Genomic DNA, 17,078 nt, shown 5'->3' with positions numbered 1-17,078 from the left:
ATATATCAATTAAGCGGATTGAAAGATCGTACCGAAGTCGCAGTGATCTTGCGCGAGTGTGGCAACAGCTGAAATAAAGGCGCTCTTTTGTTCAGCACGATACACGGCGGCATATGAGGCAAGCGGCAAGACAGGCGTCACGGAAAGCACCTGAAGCGAGCCAGCGTGAATCATCTGTTGCAGACAATTTTTAGGCAAATAGCTGACGCCCATGCCAGAAATCGTCAGTGCGATCAAGGTCACCAGGCTATTACTCAAGATTGTGTTTTCAGGCTTGATACCAATGGATTGCATCCATCGATTGTAAAGCTGCCCCGTGCCTGAACGATCGTCTTGAGTGAGAAGCCTGTGCTTGGCAAGATCCTGCATCTGCAAGCGTCGCCCAATCGACACCAGACCGGGCTTGCACATCCAGGCATTCTCCACAACGCCAACTTTTTTTACCACCAATCTTTGATCTTCGAAGGCTTGTGGAACAATCATCAAGTCGACCTCGTCCGTCAACAACTTGTCTCTCAATGCGAGACTCACATCCACATACGGCTCAATTACAACTCGCGGATAACAGGCCTGAATCGCACTGACTAAGCGAGGCAACCATGTCATTGCGGTGAGCTCCGTCACGCCAATTCTGATGCGGCGCACCAAAATTTCTGGGCGCTGAAACTGCTCGATGGCCGTGTCCCTTTGCTCCAACAAGCGTTTAGCGACCAAAAACATCTCTTCGCCCTTTGGCGTCAATCTTGCCGAGCGCTGGGTTCGATCAAAAAGGGGCGTCTCGAACATTGCCTCCAATTCATGCACGCGCTTGGAAACCGCGGATTGCGTTGTGTGCAGGCGAGTAGCCGCTTGAGAAAAACCGCCCGCCTGAACAATCCAAAAGAGCGCCTCCAACTGTTTAAAGGTCATCATTCCGGTTTCTTCTTATATAAATAGATCACAATTTGGAATATATATTAATTCCTATTTATCGCTTTTCATGATTTATTTAATTGCCCAGAATCCTACTAGGTCGTGAATGTTATTTTGGTGATAAAGGGAGAGATAGATGTTTCTGACAGATGAAGAGACAAAAATGCTGTCGGGCGATAAAGGCCCTGCAGTCCAAAAAGCGATGCAAATCCTCGTCGCACTTGGAGAAAGCTTTGGAGCGCAGAAGCTTCTTTCTGTCAATAATGTTCATATGGCGGGCTCATCCGTTCTCGTTGCCGAAGAAGCTGGCACACGCTTTGTGGAGGATATGCGCAAACAAGGCGGCACTTTTGTCACGCGGGTGACCACCAACCCGACAGCGGTGGATCCTACACAATGGGAGCAAATCGGCATTCCAGAGTCTGATCAGATCCTACAAAAACGCCTGACCGGTGCGTATGCGGGGATGGGAGCGAACACCTGCAATACTTGCATCCCCTATTTGGTCGGTAATATGCCCCGCTTTGGTGAGCATATGGCTTGGGGCGAATCCTCTGCCGTCGTGTTTGCCAACTCAGTGTGCGGCGCCCGGACGAATCGTGAAGGTGGCCCCAGCGCGCTTGCAACTGCGCTCACCGGAAGAACTCCGGAATATGGATTCCACCTAAAAGAAAATCGCTATGGAAGCTTCTTGATCAAGGTCGAGACGCCGATGCGCGACATGACCGACTACGGAACACTTGGATACTTTGCCGGAAAAATCGCCGGTCAGGATACCCCTGTGTTTGAAGGGCTCCCCAACAATCCCACACTAGAAGATCTCAAAGCATTAAGCGCGGCACTCGCAGCTTCGGGCGCTGTCAGCATGTTTCACGCTATAGGTGTGACGCCAGAGGCTCCTACACTTGAGGCGGCCTTTGGCGGTCGCCCCCCAGCTAAAACACTTGTTTTTGGAGAACAAGAGCGTCAAGACGCCGAGAACGCACTCAACAAAGAGCCCTCGGATCACGTTGACTGGATACTCGTCGGATGCCCCAACGCCTCCGTGCAGGAAATTCGAGAGGTCGCCGAAGCACTCGAAGGAAAAAAAGTACATCCTGAAGTGTCGCTGTGGGTCACCACCGCCGGCGCGATGTACGCAATGGCCGATGAAATGGGATACATCAAAACGATCAAAGATGCAGGTGGCGTCGTGGTGAGAGAGACTTGTCCCTTTTTAGCGAGAAGTCGAGTCATCGCGCCTTCGAAAGGCTACAAAACCTTGACGACGAATTCAGCAAAGATGGCTTTTTATGCGCCCGGTCAATTCGGACTGCCCGCCCACTACGGCAATCTGCAGCGTGTGATGCAAGCCGCTCTCAATGGCGTCTGGAGATAATAAATATGACTGCAAACACATTACGACTCCAAGGTCGAAAAATTGTCACTGGCAAAGCGCAAGGCGAAGCGATCGTGACACGGGAAGCCATCAGCTTTAATGGTGGTGTCGATAATATGACAGGCATCGTGACAGAACCCGGCCACGAAATCGAAGGGATGAATATCTCGGGTAAAGTCCTTGTTTTTTTAACTGGCAAAGGGTCGACAGGCGGCTCTTACAAGATTTACGACATGGTATCCCGTGGTACAGCACCCGTCGCTTTTATTCAGGTCAATCCAGAACCTATCACCACCATCGGCGCAATTATCGGCAATATCCCTGTGGTTGCGGGACTAGACCAAGACCCGACAATAGTGATTAAAACAGGCGACTTCGTCGATATTGATGCGGACGCTGGCGTTGTAGAAGTCAGTCTTAAAAATCGTTCATAAAAACTAAATAAGCATATTTCTATAAAAATCAGGAGACAAACCATGATCACAAAAAAAATATCACAACTTGTTTTAACAAGCTCGATGATCGCCTTGAGCACGTGTGCCATCGCGCAACCCACTCAATGGCCCACGCGCCCCGTCACGATGGTCGTTCCTTTTGCTGCAGGTGGCAGCACCGACATCACAGCTCGCATGCTGGCTGAAAAGCTCGGTCCCATCCTCGGTCAAAACGTCGTGGTCGAAAACAAACCAGGTGCCGGTGGCAATATTGGCGCTGCCTTTGTTGCGAGAGCTCAAGCCGATGGCTACACCATACTCTTGCATACCAGCACGCTCACCGCAAACGTTTCTCTTTACAAAAACATGGGGTTAAACGTCCAGAAAGATCTGGTCCCAGTATCGCAAGTCGCGCTGATCCCGAACGTCCTCATGGTGAACAGCAATTTTCAAGCTAAAACGCTTGCTGAGTTTGTGGAAATCGTGAAGCAGAAAAAAGTGCCAATCAACTACGGCTCCTCGGGCAGCGGTGCCTCCAACCATCTCGCGGGTGTGTTGTTTAACAACATGGTGGGTGGCGAAATGGTGCATGTCCCTTACAAAGGGGGTTCCTTAGCCAACAATGACTTGTTAGCTGGACAAGTACAAGCCGTTTTTTCCCCAATGGTTGAAGTCCTAGGCTATTTGGACAGCGGCAAGCTCAGACCCCTCGCCGTCACCACTCAAACTCGCTCTTCCAGAATTCCAAATACCCCGGCAATCGCAGAGATCCTCCCAGGCTATGAAATCGTCTTGTGGAACGGCGTTTTTGCACCCGCTGCGACACCACCAGCGATTATCAATAAACTGAGTAGCGCCATACAAACTGTGATGAAAGACCCAAGCGTCTTGAAAAGAATTGCCGAACAAGGATCAACCTCTATCGGCAGTAGTCCTGCCGACTTCAAAAAGGTGGTGGATGCTGAAATTCCAAAATGGGCAGATCTGATTAAGCTGTCTGGAGCAAAAGCTGACTAAAGCAAAAAATCAAGCTGAATCAAAGGTTCGATCACGCAAGAACGTGACCAAAGAAAGTATTAACAAATGATCCTCCAGAAATGGAGGATCATTTCTATTGATTTTTTACTTGATAGACAATCCGCGACTTTTCGCCAGCGCACCCCAACGGGCTATTTCGCTTCTGAGGAGCACACCAAACGCATCAGGAGAAATTGCAGCCGCAGTTAAGCCATCGCTCGTCAAAGTCTTTTCCATCTCTGGGTCCTGAAGAACTTGATTGATCGCTTTATTTAGCTTGTCCTGAATCGCGACCGGTACGCCTTTAGGGGCGATGATGCCATGCCAGTTTGTGACTTCATAAGAGGGGTAACCTGACTCCATGACTGTCGGCACATTCGGCAATGCAGCTAACCGCTTGGGCGTCGTCACAGCCAAGGCCTTGAGCTGCCCTGTACCCACCAACGGCAAGGTTGAGGCAACCGTTCCAAAAATAATATCGGTGTGGCCCGCGACGGTATCGGTCAATGCCGGCGAAGTGCCCTTGTATGGAATATGCAGTAAGTTAATCCCAGACGTTTCATTGAAATACTCAGTGGCCATCTGGGTGATGCTGCCTTGTCCCGAGGTCGCGAAACTGTATTTACCAGGGCTCGCCTTTGCTAAGGTCACAAGCTCCTGCAAAGTATTAGCAGGGAAGTTTTTTGTCGCCGCGATAATAAAAGGACCCCGTGCCAACAGTGCAATCGGAGTCATGTCATTACCAGAGTCAAAAGGTAACTTGTAAAAACTAGGGTTAACGGTGTAGCTCGCAGCAGACAGAAATAAGGTGTAACCATCCGCGGGAGACTTCAGGGCAAGTTCAGAGGCAAGGTTACCGCCCGCACCGGGCTTGTTTTCTACAATCACTGTCTGACCCAGCACGGGGCCCAGCTTAGCAGCCACTAAACGTGCGATCAGATCTGATCCACCACCTGGCGCAAAACCAACGATCAGTTTGATGGGTTTATTTGGGTAATTTGTTTGTGCAGAAGCCGTTGTTGCAGCGAGTGAAAGCCAAGAAAAAAGACAAGCCGTTAGAGAAAGTTTGGCAAGCTTTGCGAACGCACGAGTTGAGACCATGATGGAGACTTCCTTTGCATTAAGGTAGGTAGTTACCATCATACATCGCGAAGACGTTTGTCAATCCCCGTAACAACCCTCAATGCGTACCTCTTTTATCTTGAAATTAAACCGTTCTGCCATACTTATCCTCAAAGCGCACGATATCGTCCTCACCCAGATAGCTACCAGACTGCACCTCAATGATTTCAAGGGGAATCGTGCCTGGATTGGACAGGCGATGCGTTTGACCAAGGGGAATATAAGTGGACTGGTTTTCAGACAAAATGGTGACCTTGTCACCATTGGTGATTTCTGCTGTACCTGATACCACCACCCAGTGCTCGGCACGGTGATGATGCATCTGCAAGCTTAGACTCGCCTTAGGATTGACGAGAATCCGCTTGACCTTAAAACGCTCACCACCATCGATACTGTCATACCACCCCCAAGGGCGATAGACCTTGCGATGGAGGTTTTGCTCTTCGCGCTTCTGAGTATTGAGCGTATCAACAATTTTTTTCACGTCCTGACCACGAGACTTATCTGCGACCAAAATCGCATCGGCGGTCTCGATCACAACGAGATTTTGGACACCAACCAAGCTCACTAAACGGCTAGAGGCATGCACAAAAGTATCACGACAATCTTTGGAAATGACATCGCCTTTGTGCGCATTACCGTCGGCGTCTTTTTCCTGAATATTCCAGACAGCGTCCCACGCGCCGAGATCGCTCCAGCCCGCATCGAGACTGACCATTTTGGTGGTAAACGTGCTGCCAGGACAGCGCTCCATCACGGCATAATCGATCGACTCACCTAAAACCTGTGCAAACTCCGCCTTGCCGGGGCGCAAGAACTGGCTGTCAGGCTGTCTAGACTCCCAAGCATGTTTGACCTTGGCGAGCATCTCAGGCTGGAAAGTCTCCATGGCCTTTAACCAAACGGAAGCCTTTAAAACAAAAATACCGGCGTTCCAGAAATAACAGCCTTCGTTCACATAGGCCTGAGCAGTCTCGAGATTCGGTTTTTCAACAAAACGCTCAACACTTTTAACTGTCCCCTGTGTCTTGGCTAAATCAGCTACTTTGATATAGCCATAACCGGTTTCAGGACGGTCAGGCTGGATCCCCAGGATCACAATACTGCCCGTTGCAGCTTCGATCGTCGCAGCCTGCAAGGCTTGGGTAAATGTCGCCACATCAGAAACAGCCTGATCCGCCGGCGTCACCGCCAAGACAGGATCAGCCCCGCCTTCGCGTGCCGCCAGAGCCGCTAGCGTGAGCGCGGGCGCTGTGTTGCGTGCGATAGGCTCAAGCAAGTACTGGGCACCACTGATACCGCTTTCACGAAGTTGCTCCAGCGCCAGAAAGCGATGCTCTTCGTTGCACACGATGAGAGGTGGAGTCGCTTGCGCTTGCGCACTACCGAGCCCCTGCATTCTTTCCGCTGTTTGCTGAAATAGACTGTTATCCCCCGTCAGGCATAGAAACTGTTTTGGAAAGCCGCCACGAGAAAGCGGCCAAAGCCTTGTGCCAGAACCGCCACAGAGAATGACTGGTGTGACTTGAATGTTGCTTGCCATTTGAAATCCAGAGGAATCAATATATGAATTTAAAGATTAATGGATTGTAAGTCGGATCACAACTGAACATATTCCATTTTTTCAACGATATCAAAGAGAAATTGATATGATTGGATCGATCATTTACTGTTCTGTTCCTGCGTTCAGAAGTTCCATGCGGCGCTTGACCCTAATGAGCGCTTTGCTTCGATTTTGCCAAAATAGGAGTCAAGCTCGTGAGTCATCCTCAATTTGACCTGACCATTCGAAATGGTCGAATTTCGACCGCAGGTGATACGTTCGAGGCCGATATCGGCGTCATGGGAGGACAAGTCGCGGCAATCCGTAAACACTTACCGCCAGGCCGAAAAGATATCGATGCGCTAGGCAAGTTGGTTCTACCCGGAGGGATCGATAGTCACTGCCATGTCGATGAGCAATCACCTTTCGGCATGGCAGTTGTGGATGATTTTGAAAGCGCCACGATTTCTGCCGCATTTGGGGGAACAACGACCATCATTCCGTTTGCTGCACAACACCGCGGCATGCGTTTGCCAGAAGTGATTCGGGATTATCACGAAAAGGCTCGGGCGCGGGCAGTCATTGACTATGCGATGCATTTGATTGTCACCGATCCGAACGAACAGACGCTCAACACACATCTACCACAGGCCATTCGTGATGGCATCACTTCCTTCAAAATCTACATGACCTACGATGCCCTCAAGGTCAGCGATGAACAGATTTTAGATATCCTTTTGTTAGCCAGTGAAAAAGGTGCGCTCGTGATGATCCACGCGGAAAATCATGACATGATCCGCTGGCTCACACGCAAGCTTATCGCCAATGGTCATACGTCTCCCAAGTTTCATGGGGTCGCGCACGACCCACTCGCCGAGTCCGAAGCGACCCATCGTGCGATCGCTCTGGCCAGACTGATTGACGTTCCCATTTTGATCGTACATGTCGCGGGTAAAGAAGCCCTTCAAGTGATTCATTCCGCGCAAACTTTAGGCGCCAATATTCTGGCGGAAAGCTGTCCGCAATATTTGTTTTTAACCGAAACGGATCTCGATCGAGCTGGCCTCGAAGGCGCCAAGTATTGTTGCAGCCCACCCCCACGCGATCCATCCTCTCAACAAGCCGTCTGGCAAAGCATGTTGGATGGTACTGTCCAAATTTATTCTTCTGACCATGCGCCTTATCGTTTCGATACAACGGGCAAACTACCAAAGGGAGATCAAACACGTTTCGATGAGCTTGCTAATGGTCTGCCAGGACTAGAATTACGAATGCCATTGTTATTTTCAGAGGGTGTGATGACCGGTCGTATGAGCATCGAGCGATTTGTTGCATTGACGGCGACTAACCATGCACAAACTTATGGCCTTTACCCGCGCAAAGGGACCATCGCAGTCGGCAGCGATGCCGATATTGCGATCTGGGATCCTGCACAAAAAATAACCATCCGAGCCAGTGATTTGCATGATCGAACTGGATATACACCCTACGAGGGGATGAACATCACAGGCTGGCCAACAACAGTTATTAGTCGAGGTGAGGTGATCATTGATCAAGGAAACCTTTCGGCCAGTCTCGGAAGGGGTCAGTTTCTAAGCTGTGGCACGCCTCAACCCGTTTTACGACAACGTCTGACAGGAAATAAAAATTCCTTGATCAAACGATACTTTACGTAAATTGCAGCTTTGCGAGTCTCGCATACAGTCCGCCCTGAGCGATCAGCGCTGCGTGACTACCCTGTTCGACCACGCGACCGTGTTCCAGGACGAGGATGCGATCGGCTTGCAGTACGGTCGCTAAACGGTGCGCAATCGTCAACGACGTTCTGCCTGGCAGCACGCTCTCTAAAGCAAGCTGAACCTCGCGTTCTGACTCGGCATCAAGGGCACTGGTAGCCTCGTCAAGCAGCAAGAGCGGTGGATTTTTCAAAATCACGCGCGCGATTGAAATGCGTTGCTTTTGCCCACCCGACAAGCGCACCCCACGCTCACCTAAAAAGCTGCCATACCCTTGCGGCAAGTCAGAAATAAATCCGTGGGCGTGCGCGGCCTTAGCTGCCGCGACGACCTCTTGATCCGTCGCATCGAGTCTGCCGTAGCGAATATTTTCCATCGCACTTGAAGCAAAAATGACGGGCTCTTGCGGAACGATCCCAATCATATTTCTTAAAGTGTCTACCGGCCATTGCGTCAGATCGCGACTAAAAACCTCGATCTGCCCAGTGCTGGGCTGATAAAAGCGCAACAACATCGCAAACAACGTACTCTTGCCAGCACCCGAAGGACCGACTAGGGCGTAACGTGCACCCTGGGGCACGGAGAGCGTCAGATGATTGATCGCCAAAAAATCTGGGCGCGAGGAGTATGTAAATGTCACGTCTCTGAACACCACGGCCTCAGAGGGGTGTTGCGTATCGAATACGCCCTTCACGGAAAGATTTTTCAGCGTTACGTCATCCGAGTGTCCTGTCAATTTGGGTCGATTCGTCAACGCGGGCTCGGCCTGCATCAACTCTACGAGCCTCTCGGTCGCACCCGCTGCGCGTTGCAAATCACCCCAGGTCTCGGACAAGGCACCAATCGAACCTGCGATGAACACCGCGTACAACACAAACTGCGTCAATTCACCTAGAGAGATCACACCGGCTGTCACCTGCCGCGCACCAATCCAAAGCACAAACACAATCACCGCGAAAGCCATCACAATCGCCGCCGCTGTCAGCAGCGAGCGCATTTTGATCCGTTTTTTTGCTTCGGAAAAAGCCATTTCTACTGCAGCATTAAAACGTTTTTGCTCATGTGGTTCTCGCACAAACGCCTGAACCGTCGTGATCGCATTCAAGACCTCTCCGGCCATCGCGCTGGTATCCGCGACCTTGTCCTGGCTGGCGCGCGACATCTTGCGTACCCGTCGACCCAAGGCCCACAGAGGCAGCACGATCATCACCAACAACACAATCATTACACCCGCCAGCCAAGCACTCGTCACCAGCATCATCGTCATGCCACCCAGCAACATCACCAAGCTACGTAGCGCAATCGAAATACTTGATCCCACCAAGGTCTGGACTAAGGTCGTATCGCTCGTCATCCGTGACAAGACCTCACCCGTTTGAAGTGTTTCAAAATAGGCGGGACTCTGCCGCAGGACGTTTTCAAAGACGCGCTGACGGATATCGGCGACCACGCGTTCACCGAGCCATGACATCACGTAAAAACGACTGGCCGTCATCAAGGCCAACACCACAGCCAAGAGCAGCAGATTGATGAACTTGAGGTCAATCGCCTCGCTTGTTAAACCCGTATCTACCAGATCACGAAAGGCCAAAGGCACGGCGAGCGTCGCTGCTGCCGCCAAAAGCAAGAAAAGCCCCGCTAAGAACCATTGTGTTTTATACCGAGAGAGCACTCGGTATTCGCGTAACCACCGTGTCAGACTACTGAGTTTTGTCGCCATAGTGGTCTAGTGTAAGACAATCAGCGCTAAGGTGTGACCCGCCTTGATAGGCCTTCGATTTGAAGCAAGTTCATCTATTAAGAAACTCTATTTTGAGTGTTAACCTATTCAACTGTAGCGTATGTGATCCGTATTGGATTTCACGCAAATAATCTATTCAATACACTCAACCTTACTGAAATTAGGGTTGTTCCAACAGCTGATGCAGTAATATTTATCTGGATTTGCATTAGAGATTTTTTCTTACATCTCACGCAATTTTTATATAGATTTTACGCGCTCAAGAAATACTTATGAACTCAATGACCATCGTGCGCAACTTAAAAGATGTGACTTCAAGACTCTGCCAAATTACTTATTTGATTGGTAATACGCTTACAGTTTTCGGCTGCTTAGCGTTACTTTTTGGTGTGTTAGAAATGTTCGACATGGACAAATTCTCGTTTGGTTTGTCCTCTGGCGTACGTGTTATCGGTACTGTAGCAATTTTAGGATGTTTACTGAGTGCAATTGGATATGGCGTTTCCGATTATCTTAAAAGCAAGTAACCCATAGGAGCAAAAAATGTTTAAGCGTTCAGATTTTTTTATCATTACCGCTGTGATGCTTTCCTTCATCATCTCGGCTTATCTATGGTTTGTAGTTAAAGATCAGCAACAAGCAATCTTTACTGCTATTTGGATCCCTTCAATTTTCACTTTTGGCATTTACTTTAAATTGTGTGCACTCATGGGATTGAGAAAATGACTGAAAACTATCTCCTCATCCCAGCAATTATAATTTTCTCAGTGTTGGTGATTGGGTTGATTTATACAGTAGTTGAGTTCACTAAAATGAAAAAAGACTCAGAAAAAAAAGACTGACTTCGCGGTATAAGTCTGTATTTGGGCTTTTATGAGCATACACAAACGCAGCTTATCCATTTTTCTGATCGTCGTGTGCCAGATCGCAGCGATGGCGTTGTGGTTTTCCGCCTCTGCAGCGGTACCGAGTCTGCTCGATAGTGGTCAACTCTCAACGGATGCCGCCGCTGCGCTCACTTCGGCCGTCCAGATCGGCTTTGTAGTCGGGACGCTCGCAAGCGCGGCATGTGGTCTTGCCGACCGTTTTGACTCCCGCGTATTGTTTTCGGCCGCAGCACTTCTTGGAGCGCTCTTTAATGGAGCGCTCTTGCTGTCTGGTTTTGATCACCCTGTGGCACCTGTGCTGAGATTTGCGACAGGCGTATGCATGGCTGGCGTCTATCCCGTCGGGATGAAGCTCGCCGCAGGCTGGTCAACAGGCAATATGGGGCTGCTCATGGGAGCTCTTGTCGGCGCAGTCACCCTAGGGTCGGCCATGCCCCATCTTTTTTACGCCTTTGTCAGCATCGGCTGGGAAATTCCTATCGCGCTCGCGAGTGGCTGCGCGATCGCAGCCGCAGCCGCTATTCATTTTGTAGCGCTCGGTCCCAAACATGCCAAATCCATCTCTTTCCACTGGACGGACCTGAAAGCGCTCATGCGCAACAAACCCATCCTTCTCGCTCAAGGCGGTTACCTCGGACATATGTGGGAGCTCTATGCCATGTGGGCGTGGCTGGGCAGCTTCCTGATGTGGGCGCTCCCCGCCTCCGGCCTTGAGATCAAACTAGGGCACGCTACGATTTCGTTGGTGACTTTTCTCGTCATGGCGGCGGGAGCTATTGGATGCTTGCTGGCGGGTCTGCTTGCCGATCGCATTGGCCGCACCTTCACCACCATCGGTGCACTGGTCTTGAGTGGTGGCTGCGCACTCCTGATCGGCTTTTCAGTCGATGCGGGTCCAGTGGTCGTCATCGTCATCGCAGCGATCTGGGGTATGACCGTCGTGGCAGACTCCGCGCAATTTTCAGCGGCGATGGCCGAACTCGCAGAGCCTCGCTTGATTGGCACCGTGTTGACACTACAAACGAGTCTTGGTTTTCTGCTCACGGCGGTCTCGATCTGGCTCATCGGGCACATGGCAGATGCAGTTGGTTGGCGCTATGCCTTTATCGTGCTGGCCATTGGCCCCTTGCTCGGCGCACTCAGCATGATGACGCTGCGACGACAACCCGAGGCGATCAAGATGGCGGGCGGACGGCGCTAAGCGCACTCACGCGTTTCTAATACACGAGCGGTAACTCATCCCACCGTGTTGTATATCTCGGTGAGCGATTTTCATTGCGCATCGACCAACGTTGTGTAAAACCACTCGCGCCCGAGCGTACTGTGCCATGCCCGTAATCACGATTAATCATATCGAGCGCAGCCATCAATTGGGTCGAACGCTGCGTGACAGCCGCATGATCAAAAATACTCATCTGCCGCGCCTGCTTATCTGACAACAAGGTCAGCATCACGCCCGCTTTTTTATAGCGATACCCCGAACGATAAATAACCTCAAGCCCCGCGAGTGCAGCTGCCGTGAGCGTGAGCGTATCGTCAGTCGGCTCAGGCATCGGCACCGTGAGACCCGCGTTGTATTGCTCATCCTTATTGAAGCGATTCGTCTGAATAAACACGTAGACTGCGGCCGAGACGGACTGTTGCCTACGTAGCTTTTCAGCAGCACGCGACAGATAACTCGCAAGCGACTCGCGCAACTCCTCGATGGTTTCCACCGGTCGACCAAAACTGCGCGAGGACATAATCTGCTGTTTTGGCTGCGCCACATCATCAAGCGCCAAACAAGAAATCCCTCGCAACTCATTACAGGTGCGCTCCATCACCACACCAAAGTGCCTGCGCATTTCTTTGGGCGCGGCATTGCGCAGATCCAGCACTGTATGAATCCCCATCACCTCAAGCCGGCGCGCGATGCGTCCGCCCACCCCCCAGACCTCACCCACCTCAATACGACTCATCCAGCGCACACGCTCCGGACGCGGAATCATATGCAGATCGCACACGCCGTCGAACTCGAGATTTTTCTTGGCCAGATGATTGGCGAATTTTGCGAGTGTTTTAGTCGGCCCCACACCAACACAGACAGGCAATCCCGTCCACTGCTTGATACGCTCACGCATCTGGTGTCCCATCGCGACTGCGCCCCCGTGAAGGTGCGCAACGGTCTCGATACGTAAAAAAGACTCATCAATACTGTAGACCTCGGTGTCCGGCGAAAAGTCCCGCAAAATCTGCACGACACGATTACTCATGTCCCCGTAGAGCGTGTAGTTGGAGGAGAAAGCCTGAATATGATGTTCACGCGCCAAGTCTTTCATCTTGAACCAGGGCGTACCCATTTTGACGCCCAGCGCCTTGACCTCATTGCTACGCGCCACCGCACAGCCATCATTGTTAGACAACACCACCATCGGGATGCCTTCGAGCCCGGGCTTGAACACACGCTCGCACGACACGTAGAAATTATTGACATCGACCAGCGCGAACTGTGGGGCGGGTGTAGAGACCGTCGACATCACCCGCCTCGCACGGAATAACGACGCACCACCCCCACCACCACACCCCACACTAACAACTCGCTACCGTCTTTAAACTCAATGTGTTGATACGCAGGGTTTTCAGCGCGCAATTCGACGCGTCCCCGATGCTTGAATAAACGCTTGAGCGTGTAATCGCCATCCACCACCGCCACCACGATATCGCGGTGCTTGGGTGTCAAGGCGCGATCCACAATGACCTTGTCACCCTCCTCGATACTGGCGCCCGACATCGAGTCCCCTTTGACCGTAAACAAAAAGGTTGCAGGTTTATTACGCACTAGGTAATCGTTGAGATCGAGTCCGACTTCGATGTAATCGGCTGCAGGCGAAGGAAATCCCGCGCTGATGCGATGCGCCAAGAGCGGCAAATCGCGCGCAACCGGCTCTGACGCCATGTCAACTGGCGTTTGACTTAAGTTTGTCTCCACGTTGGAGGGCGGAGATTGATGTTTTAATATACTGTACATAAATACAGTATACGATTAACATTTGGATACAACCAAATGAAATCTTTTAGGGCTCGCCAAGACAAAGCCACCTACGACCACTCCACACTAAGTCACACTAAATGAAACTTTCCGTTGAGTGAGATCATGCTTTAATCAATCTCAACGCAGCTCACACAGGATAGAAAATCATGTCAATTTCCCTCTACACCGCGACCGTCCCCGTTTTCAAACAAATGCTGTTAGCACTGAGTGACGTGCTCAAAAAAGGCGAAGAACACGCGCAAAACCGTAAATTTGATCCTGCCGTGTTGTTGCAGTCGCGCCTGTTTCCCGACATGCTGCCACTAGTGCGCCAAGTCCAGATCGCTTGTGACTTTGCCAAAAGCGTCCCAGCACGTATCGCGGGCGTAGAAGTCGCCGCCTACGAAGACAGCGAGCAAAGCTTTGCCGAATTGCAGCAACGCATCGCCAAAACACTCGCACTCATCGAAGGGATGACCGCAGAGCAGCTCAATGGCAGTGCCGTCAAAGAAGTCGTTTTGCGCCCCGGTACGCCAAAAGAGAAAACGCTAACTGTCGAGGACTATGCGCTGAAATACGGCATGCCACAGTTTTTCTTTCACGTCACAACCGCCTACAACCTGCTACGTCACAACGGCGTAGAGATCGGCAAGAAAGACTATATGGGATCATACTGATCGTCGATTGACTGAGTGAAACCCCCCAACGACCCAAATGATAACGCTCACCCCGAGGAAGCTTCCAAGACCTGGGACCTCGCGGGTGTGACATTGTTTCGTACGCTCGGCTATGTCGTCGGCCTACCAAGCTTTATTGTCGGCACGGCCGTCTTTATGCTGGGTTTCGCACTGAGGGATCCGGACATATTGAATGTTGCTTGCCTCCTGTATAGCCTCGCACTGGTCTCGATCGGCGGTCGTCCCGTGTTACTCAAGCTAAACCCTCAAAACGAGATACATGCACTCAAAATTGCTAGCCTCTCAATCCTCGCGGGCGCTTTGTTTTACGGAATGCTACTCGCCCTACTGACGGCGGTTGGTTTCAATATGTTCTAGTCATGTGACATCACTGAGAATCACCATCGCCGCAATGCGTGCGTCAGGAAATTCTTTATCCCCTACTCCCGCGAATTTGTATATACTTTTGAAAACTTATAAGAATGGAGATGGCCTTGACCTCAACGTTAGCGCCTATGCCGATGGGATGGTTAAGTGAAGAGGTCACGCGCGACAACTCTTGGGTGATTCAACTCAATGCACAAGAGATAAGCGGATTTAAACGCGCCCTCACGCATGCAAAGCAACTGAATAAACCTCTTTTAAGTATGTCGCCAGAGGATTATCCATTGCCCGATCGCTCAAAAGCGGCACTGCAGCGGGCAATACAGATGACGCAATCAAAATGGGGCTTCTGTCTCATGAAGGGCTTTCCCGTCTTTGAATGGAGCGAAGCGGATACAAGGTTGGCCTATTGGGGAATGGGGATGCACATGGGGGTCGCCCGCCCTCAAAATAAGGCCAGTGACATTTTGAATGATGTACGCAGTGTCGTTGACCAATCAAACTATTACGGCAAAGGTGGCCGTGGATACAACACAAACGCAAGTTTGGATTTTCATATTGATTTTGGTGACGTGGTGACACTTCTGTGCCGAAGAACAGCAAAGTCAGGAGGACACAGCTTAATTACCAGCACCAAGGCGATCTATCAGGAAATCATACGAACGCATCCGGAACTAAAAGAGACGCTGCACGAACCGTTTTATTTCAGTTGGCAAGGTGCGTCCGGTCTGGAAGATCATGAGTACAACCAATGTACGCTAGCTGGATTCAAGAACGCACATTTCGCATTCAGGTCAAATTTAAAAAATATTATCGCCGCACAGCGGGACTTTCCAGAAGTACCCAGACTCACCGTCCATCAACTCAAACTCCTGGATTTACTAGAAATACTCTACCGAGATCCAAAATTTTGCTACTCGATGCAACTTGAAGCAGGTGATCTTCAGTTCGTTAATAATTACGCAGTGATTCATTCAAGAACGGCTTTTGAAGATTTTGATTCTGAGGATTTAAAAAGGCATCTCCTTAGATTATGGCTCGCGATTCCGGGCTGTCAACCATTGCCAGACGAGTGGCTAGAACCTTATAAAAATACGGCTCCGAATGCCGTAAGGGGAGGCCTACGCGGAAATAATATGTCTGACGAATTCCTTAGGTTTGAAGCAAAGATAGCGAAGTTTCATGACATGAATAATGAATACTATGAGGGACATCCAAGATGAAATATAAAAAATACTCAAGCCTGATAAAAAAATCGTCGCTTGTATTACTCCCTCTACTTGGAATCTTCTCCGCTCAGGCGCAAGAAGGCAAATTTCCAACGGGTACTGTGACGATCGTTGTCCCCTACAGCGCCGGAGGTGGGACTGATACTGTGGCTAGAAATCTTGCGCGGGTATGGTCTGAGGAATGGAAAAAAACAGTTGTCGTCGTCAATAAAACAGGAGCCGATGGTGTAATAGGGAGTCAAGCAGTGCTTCAGGCTCCAGCGGATGGTCACACCATCTTATTACAAGTGAATCAAGCACTTTTTTACCCAATCACTCTACCGAATGCCAAGGTAGACATTATTAAAGACTTCACACTTGTTTCTAAAATTCAGCAAAATGCGATGGTGTTTGGCGTCCCATCAGCATCGACCGCAAAATCATTCAAAGAATTTATTGTAGACTGCAAAAAAACAGATGCGGCTTGCTCTTTTGGTGCAGCCACGCGGCATGGTGAAATAATGGCTCGACAAATTATTGAGTTGAGTGGTATCAAAAATGCTCAGGTCATTCCATACAAAGGAACCGCACCAATGATGGTCGATGCATTGGGCGGTCACGTCAGTATGGGAATGCCGTCTTTATCAGTCGCGATGCCACACTATAAAAATAGCAAATTCAGAATACTCGCCTCAGGTGCGCAAGGACGTCTGGACTCCATACCGGAAGTCCCCACGCTGAACCAAGAAGGGCTCAACATGGTCGCAATGACTTGGTACGGTCTGATGATCAAGAAAGGGACGCCCGACGAAGCTTTAAAAACGATTGTTAAAGCAGTTGAACTCGCATCAAAAGATCCGAAAGTCATTGCTGCTATTCAACAAGAGGGTGCCATGCCGGTATTCAGCTCATCCGCCTCTTTCGAAAAAGAGGCCAAAGAAGAGTTTGATGCCGTTGAGCCATTGCTTAAAAAATATCTCTTACCAGAAAATGAAAAGAAAGAGGCAAAGAAATGAGACCTTCACAACG

The 17,078-nt window shown here is 50.3% G+C and carries 17 protein-coding genes; 11 read left to right on the top strand and 6 right to left on the bottom strand.

Going from position 1 to position 17,078, the window contains the following annotated elements; translation table 11 throughout:
- Nucleotides 1–9: 9 nt before the first annotated feature.
- The gene (locus AC8GE9_RS09360; RefSeq protein ID WP_506676895.1) at nt 10–912 is read right to left on the bottom strand and encodes a LysR family transcriptional regulator; all 903 of its coding nucleotides are present in this window, start codon (nt 910–912) and stop codon (nt 10–12) included.
- Between the two features lie 136 nt (nt 913–1,048).
- Between AC8GE9_RS09360 and AC8GE9_RS09355 the strand changes: the two genes are divergently transcribed.
- Genes AC8GE9_RS09355 through AC8GE9_RS09345 form a run of 3 tightly spaced genes read left to right on the top strand, consistent with a single transcriptional unit; the run spans nt 1,049 to nt 3,741 of the window.
- Nucleotides 1,049–2,290 carry an aconitase X gene (locus AC8GE9_RS09355; protein ID WP_506676894.1) on the top strand — a complete coding sequence of 414 codons (1,242 nt, stop codon included), beginning with the start codon at nt 1,049–1,051 and terminating at the stop codon, nt 2,288–2,290.
- A gap of 5 nt (nt 2,291–2,295) precedes the next feature.
- On the top strand, nt 2,296–2,724 hold the full coding sequence (locus tag AC8GE9_RS09350) for an aconitase X swivel domain-containing protein (protein WP_506676893.1): 429 nt from the start codon (nt 2,296–2,298) through the stop codon (nt 2,722–2,724).
- A gap of 42 nt (nt 2,725–2,766) precedes the next feature.
- On the top strand, nt 2,767–3,741 hold the full coding sequence (locus AC8GE9_RS09345; RefSeq protein WP_506676892.1) for a tripartite tricarboxylate transporter substrate binding protein: 975 nt from the start codon (nt 2,767–2,769) through the stop codon (nt 3,739–3,741).
- Nucleotides 3,742–3,846: 105 nt separating this feature from the next.
- Here AC8GE9_RS09345 and AC8GE9_RS09340 read toward each other — a convergent pair whose 3' ends face one another.
- Nucleotides 3,847–4,842: a tripartite tricarboxylate transporter substrate binding protein gene (locus tag AC8GE9_RS09340; protein WP_506676891.1), complete on the bottom strand. Its 996-nt coding sequence runs from the start codon at nt 4,840–4,842 to the stop codon at nt 3,847–3,849.
- A 106-nt stretch (nt 4,843–4,948) separates the two neighbouring features.
- Nucleotides 4,949–6,406, bottom strand: coding sequence for a mannose-1-phosphate guanylyltransferase/mannose-6-phosphate isomerase (locus AC8GE9_RS09335; protein ID WP_506676890.1), 1,458 nt, complete (start codon nt 6,404–6,406; stop codon nt 4,949–4,951).
- Between the two features lie 215 nt (nt 6,407–6,621).
- On the opposite strand from AC8GE9_RS09335, the gene hydA reads away from it, so the two are divergent.
- Nucleotides 6,622–8,082: a dihydropyrimidinase gene (gene hydA / locus AC8GE9_RS09330; RefSeq protein ID WP_506676889.1), complete on the top strand. Its 1,461-nt coding sequence runs from the start codon at nt 6,622–6,624 to the stop codon at nt 8,080–8,082.
- Here hydA and AC8GE9_RS09325 read toward each other — a convergent pair.
- On the bottom strand, nt 8,075–9,862 hold the full coding sequence (locus tag AC8GE9_RS09325; protein ID WP_506676888.1) for an ABC transporter transmembrane domain-containing protein: 1,788 nt from the start codon (nt 9,860–9,862) through the stop codon (nt 8,075–8,077). The two genes, hydA and AC8GE9_RS09325, sit on opposite strands and share 8 nt — an antisense overlap.
- 293 nt (nt 9,863–10,155) lie before the next feature.
- Between AC8GE9_RS09325 and AC8GE9_RS09320 the strand changes: the two genes are divergently transcribed.
- From AC8GE9_RS09320 to AC8GE9_RS09310, 3 genes are all read left to right on the top strand, one after another.
- Nucleotides 10,156–10,410, top strand: a complete 255-nt coding sequence (locus tag AC8GE9_RS09320; protein WP_506676887.1) for a hypothetical protein — start codon at nt 10,156–10,158, stop codon at nt 10,408–10,410.
- A 16-nt stretch (nt 10,411–10,426) separates the two neighbouring features.
- Complete coding sequence (locus AC8GE9_RS09315) at nt 10,427–10,609, top strand: hypothetical protein (protein ID WP_506676886.1); 183 nt, start codon at nt 10,427–10,429, stop codon at nt 10,607–10,609.
- Between the two features lie 147 nt (nt 10,610–10,756).
- Complete coding sequence (locus AC8GE9_RS09310) at nt 10,757–11,971, top strand: MFS transporter (protein WP_506676885.1); 1,215 nt, start codon at nt 10,757–10,759, stop codon at nt 11,969–11,971.
- A 16-nt stretch (nt 11,972–11,987) separates the two neighbouring features.
- Here the strand turns inward: AC8GE9_RS09310 and AC8GE9_RS09305 are convergent, their stop codons facing one another.
- Both AC8GE9_RS09305 and AC8GE9_RS09300 read right to left on the bottom strand, forming a co-directional pair.
- Complete coding sequence (locus AC8GE9_RS09305) at nt 11,988–13,286, bottom strand: Y-family DNA polymerase (protein WP_506676884.1); 1,299 nt, start codon at nt 13,284–13,286, stop codon at nt 11,988–11,990.
- The gene (locus AC8GE9_RS09300) at nt 13,286–13,705 is read right to left on the bottom strand and encodes a LexA family protein (RefSeq protein WP_506676883.1); all 420 of its coding nucleotides are present in this window, start codon (nt 13,703–13,705) and stop codon (nt 13,286–13,288) included. Before AC8GE9_RS09300 ends, AC8GE9_RS09305 begins: the two co-directional genes overlap by 1 nt.
- Nucleotides 13,706–13,947: 242 nt before the next feature.
- On the opposite strand from AC8GE9_RS09300, the gene AC8GE9_RS09295 reads away from it, so the two are divergent.
- The 4 genes from AC8GE9_RS09295 (at nt 13,948) to AC8GE9_RS09280 (ending at nt 17,065) form a co-directional block, all read left to right on the top strand.
- Entirely contained in the window at nt 13,948–14,457 is a 510-nt protein-coding gene (locus AC8GE9_RS09295) for a DUF1993 domain-containing protein (protein ID WP_506676882.1), read from the top strand.
- A gap of 15 nt (nt 14,458–14,472) precedes the next feature.
- Nucleotides 14,473–14,835 (top strand): hypothetical protein, encoded by a 363-nt coding sequence (locus tag AC8GE9_RS09290; RefSeq protein WP_506676881.1) that lies wholly within the window; start codon nt 14,473–14,475, stop codon nt 14,833–14,835.
- A gap of 116 nt (nt 14,836–14,951) precedes the next feature.
- The gene (locus tag AC8GE9_RS09285) at nt 14,952–16,064 is read left to right on the top strand and encodes a TauD/TfdA family dioxygenase (protein ID WP_506676880.1); all 1,113 of its coding nucleotides are present in this window, start codon (nt 14,952–14,954) and stop codon (nt 16,062–16,064) included.
- A complete protein-coding gene (locus AC8GE9_RS09280; protein WP_506676879.1) occupies nt 16,061–17,065 on the top strand; it encodes a Bug family tripartite tricarboxylate transporter substrate binding protein in 1,005 nt (334 codons plus the stop codon). Before AC8GE9_RS09285 ends, AC8GE9_RS09280 begins: the two co-directional genes overlap by 4 nt.
- Nucleotides 17,066–17,078: the final 13 nt, after the last annotated feature.

The sequence above is a fragment of the Zwartia lucis genome, from assembly GCF_965234455.1.
Lineage (GTDB): Bacteria > Pseudomonadota > Gammaproteobacteria > Burkholderiales > Burkholderiaceae_B > Zwartia > Zwartia lucis.
Note: the sequence above shows the minus strand (reverse complement) of the source record. Positions and strands in the feature narration are given on the sequence as shown.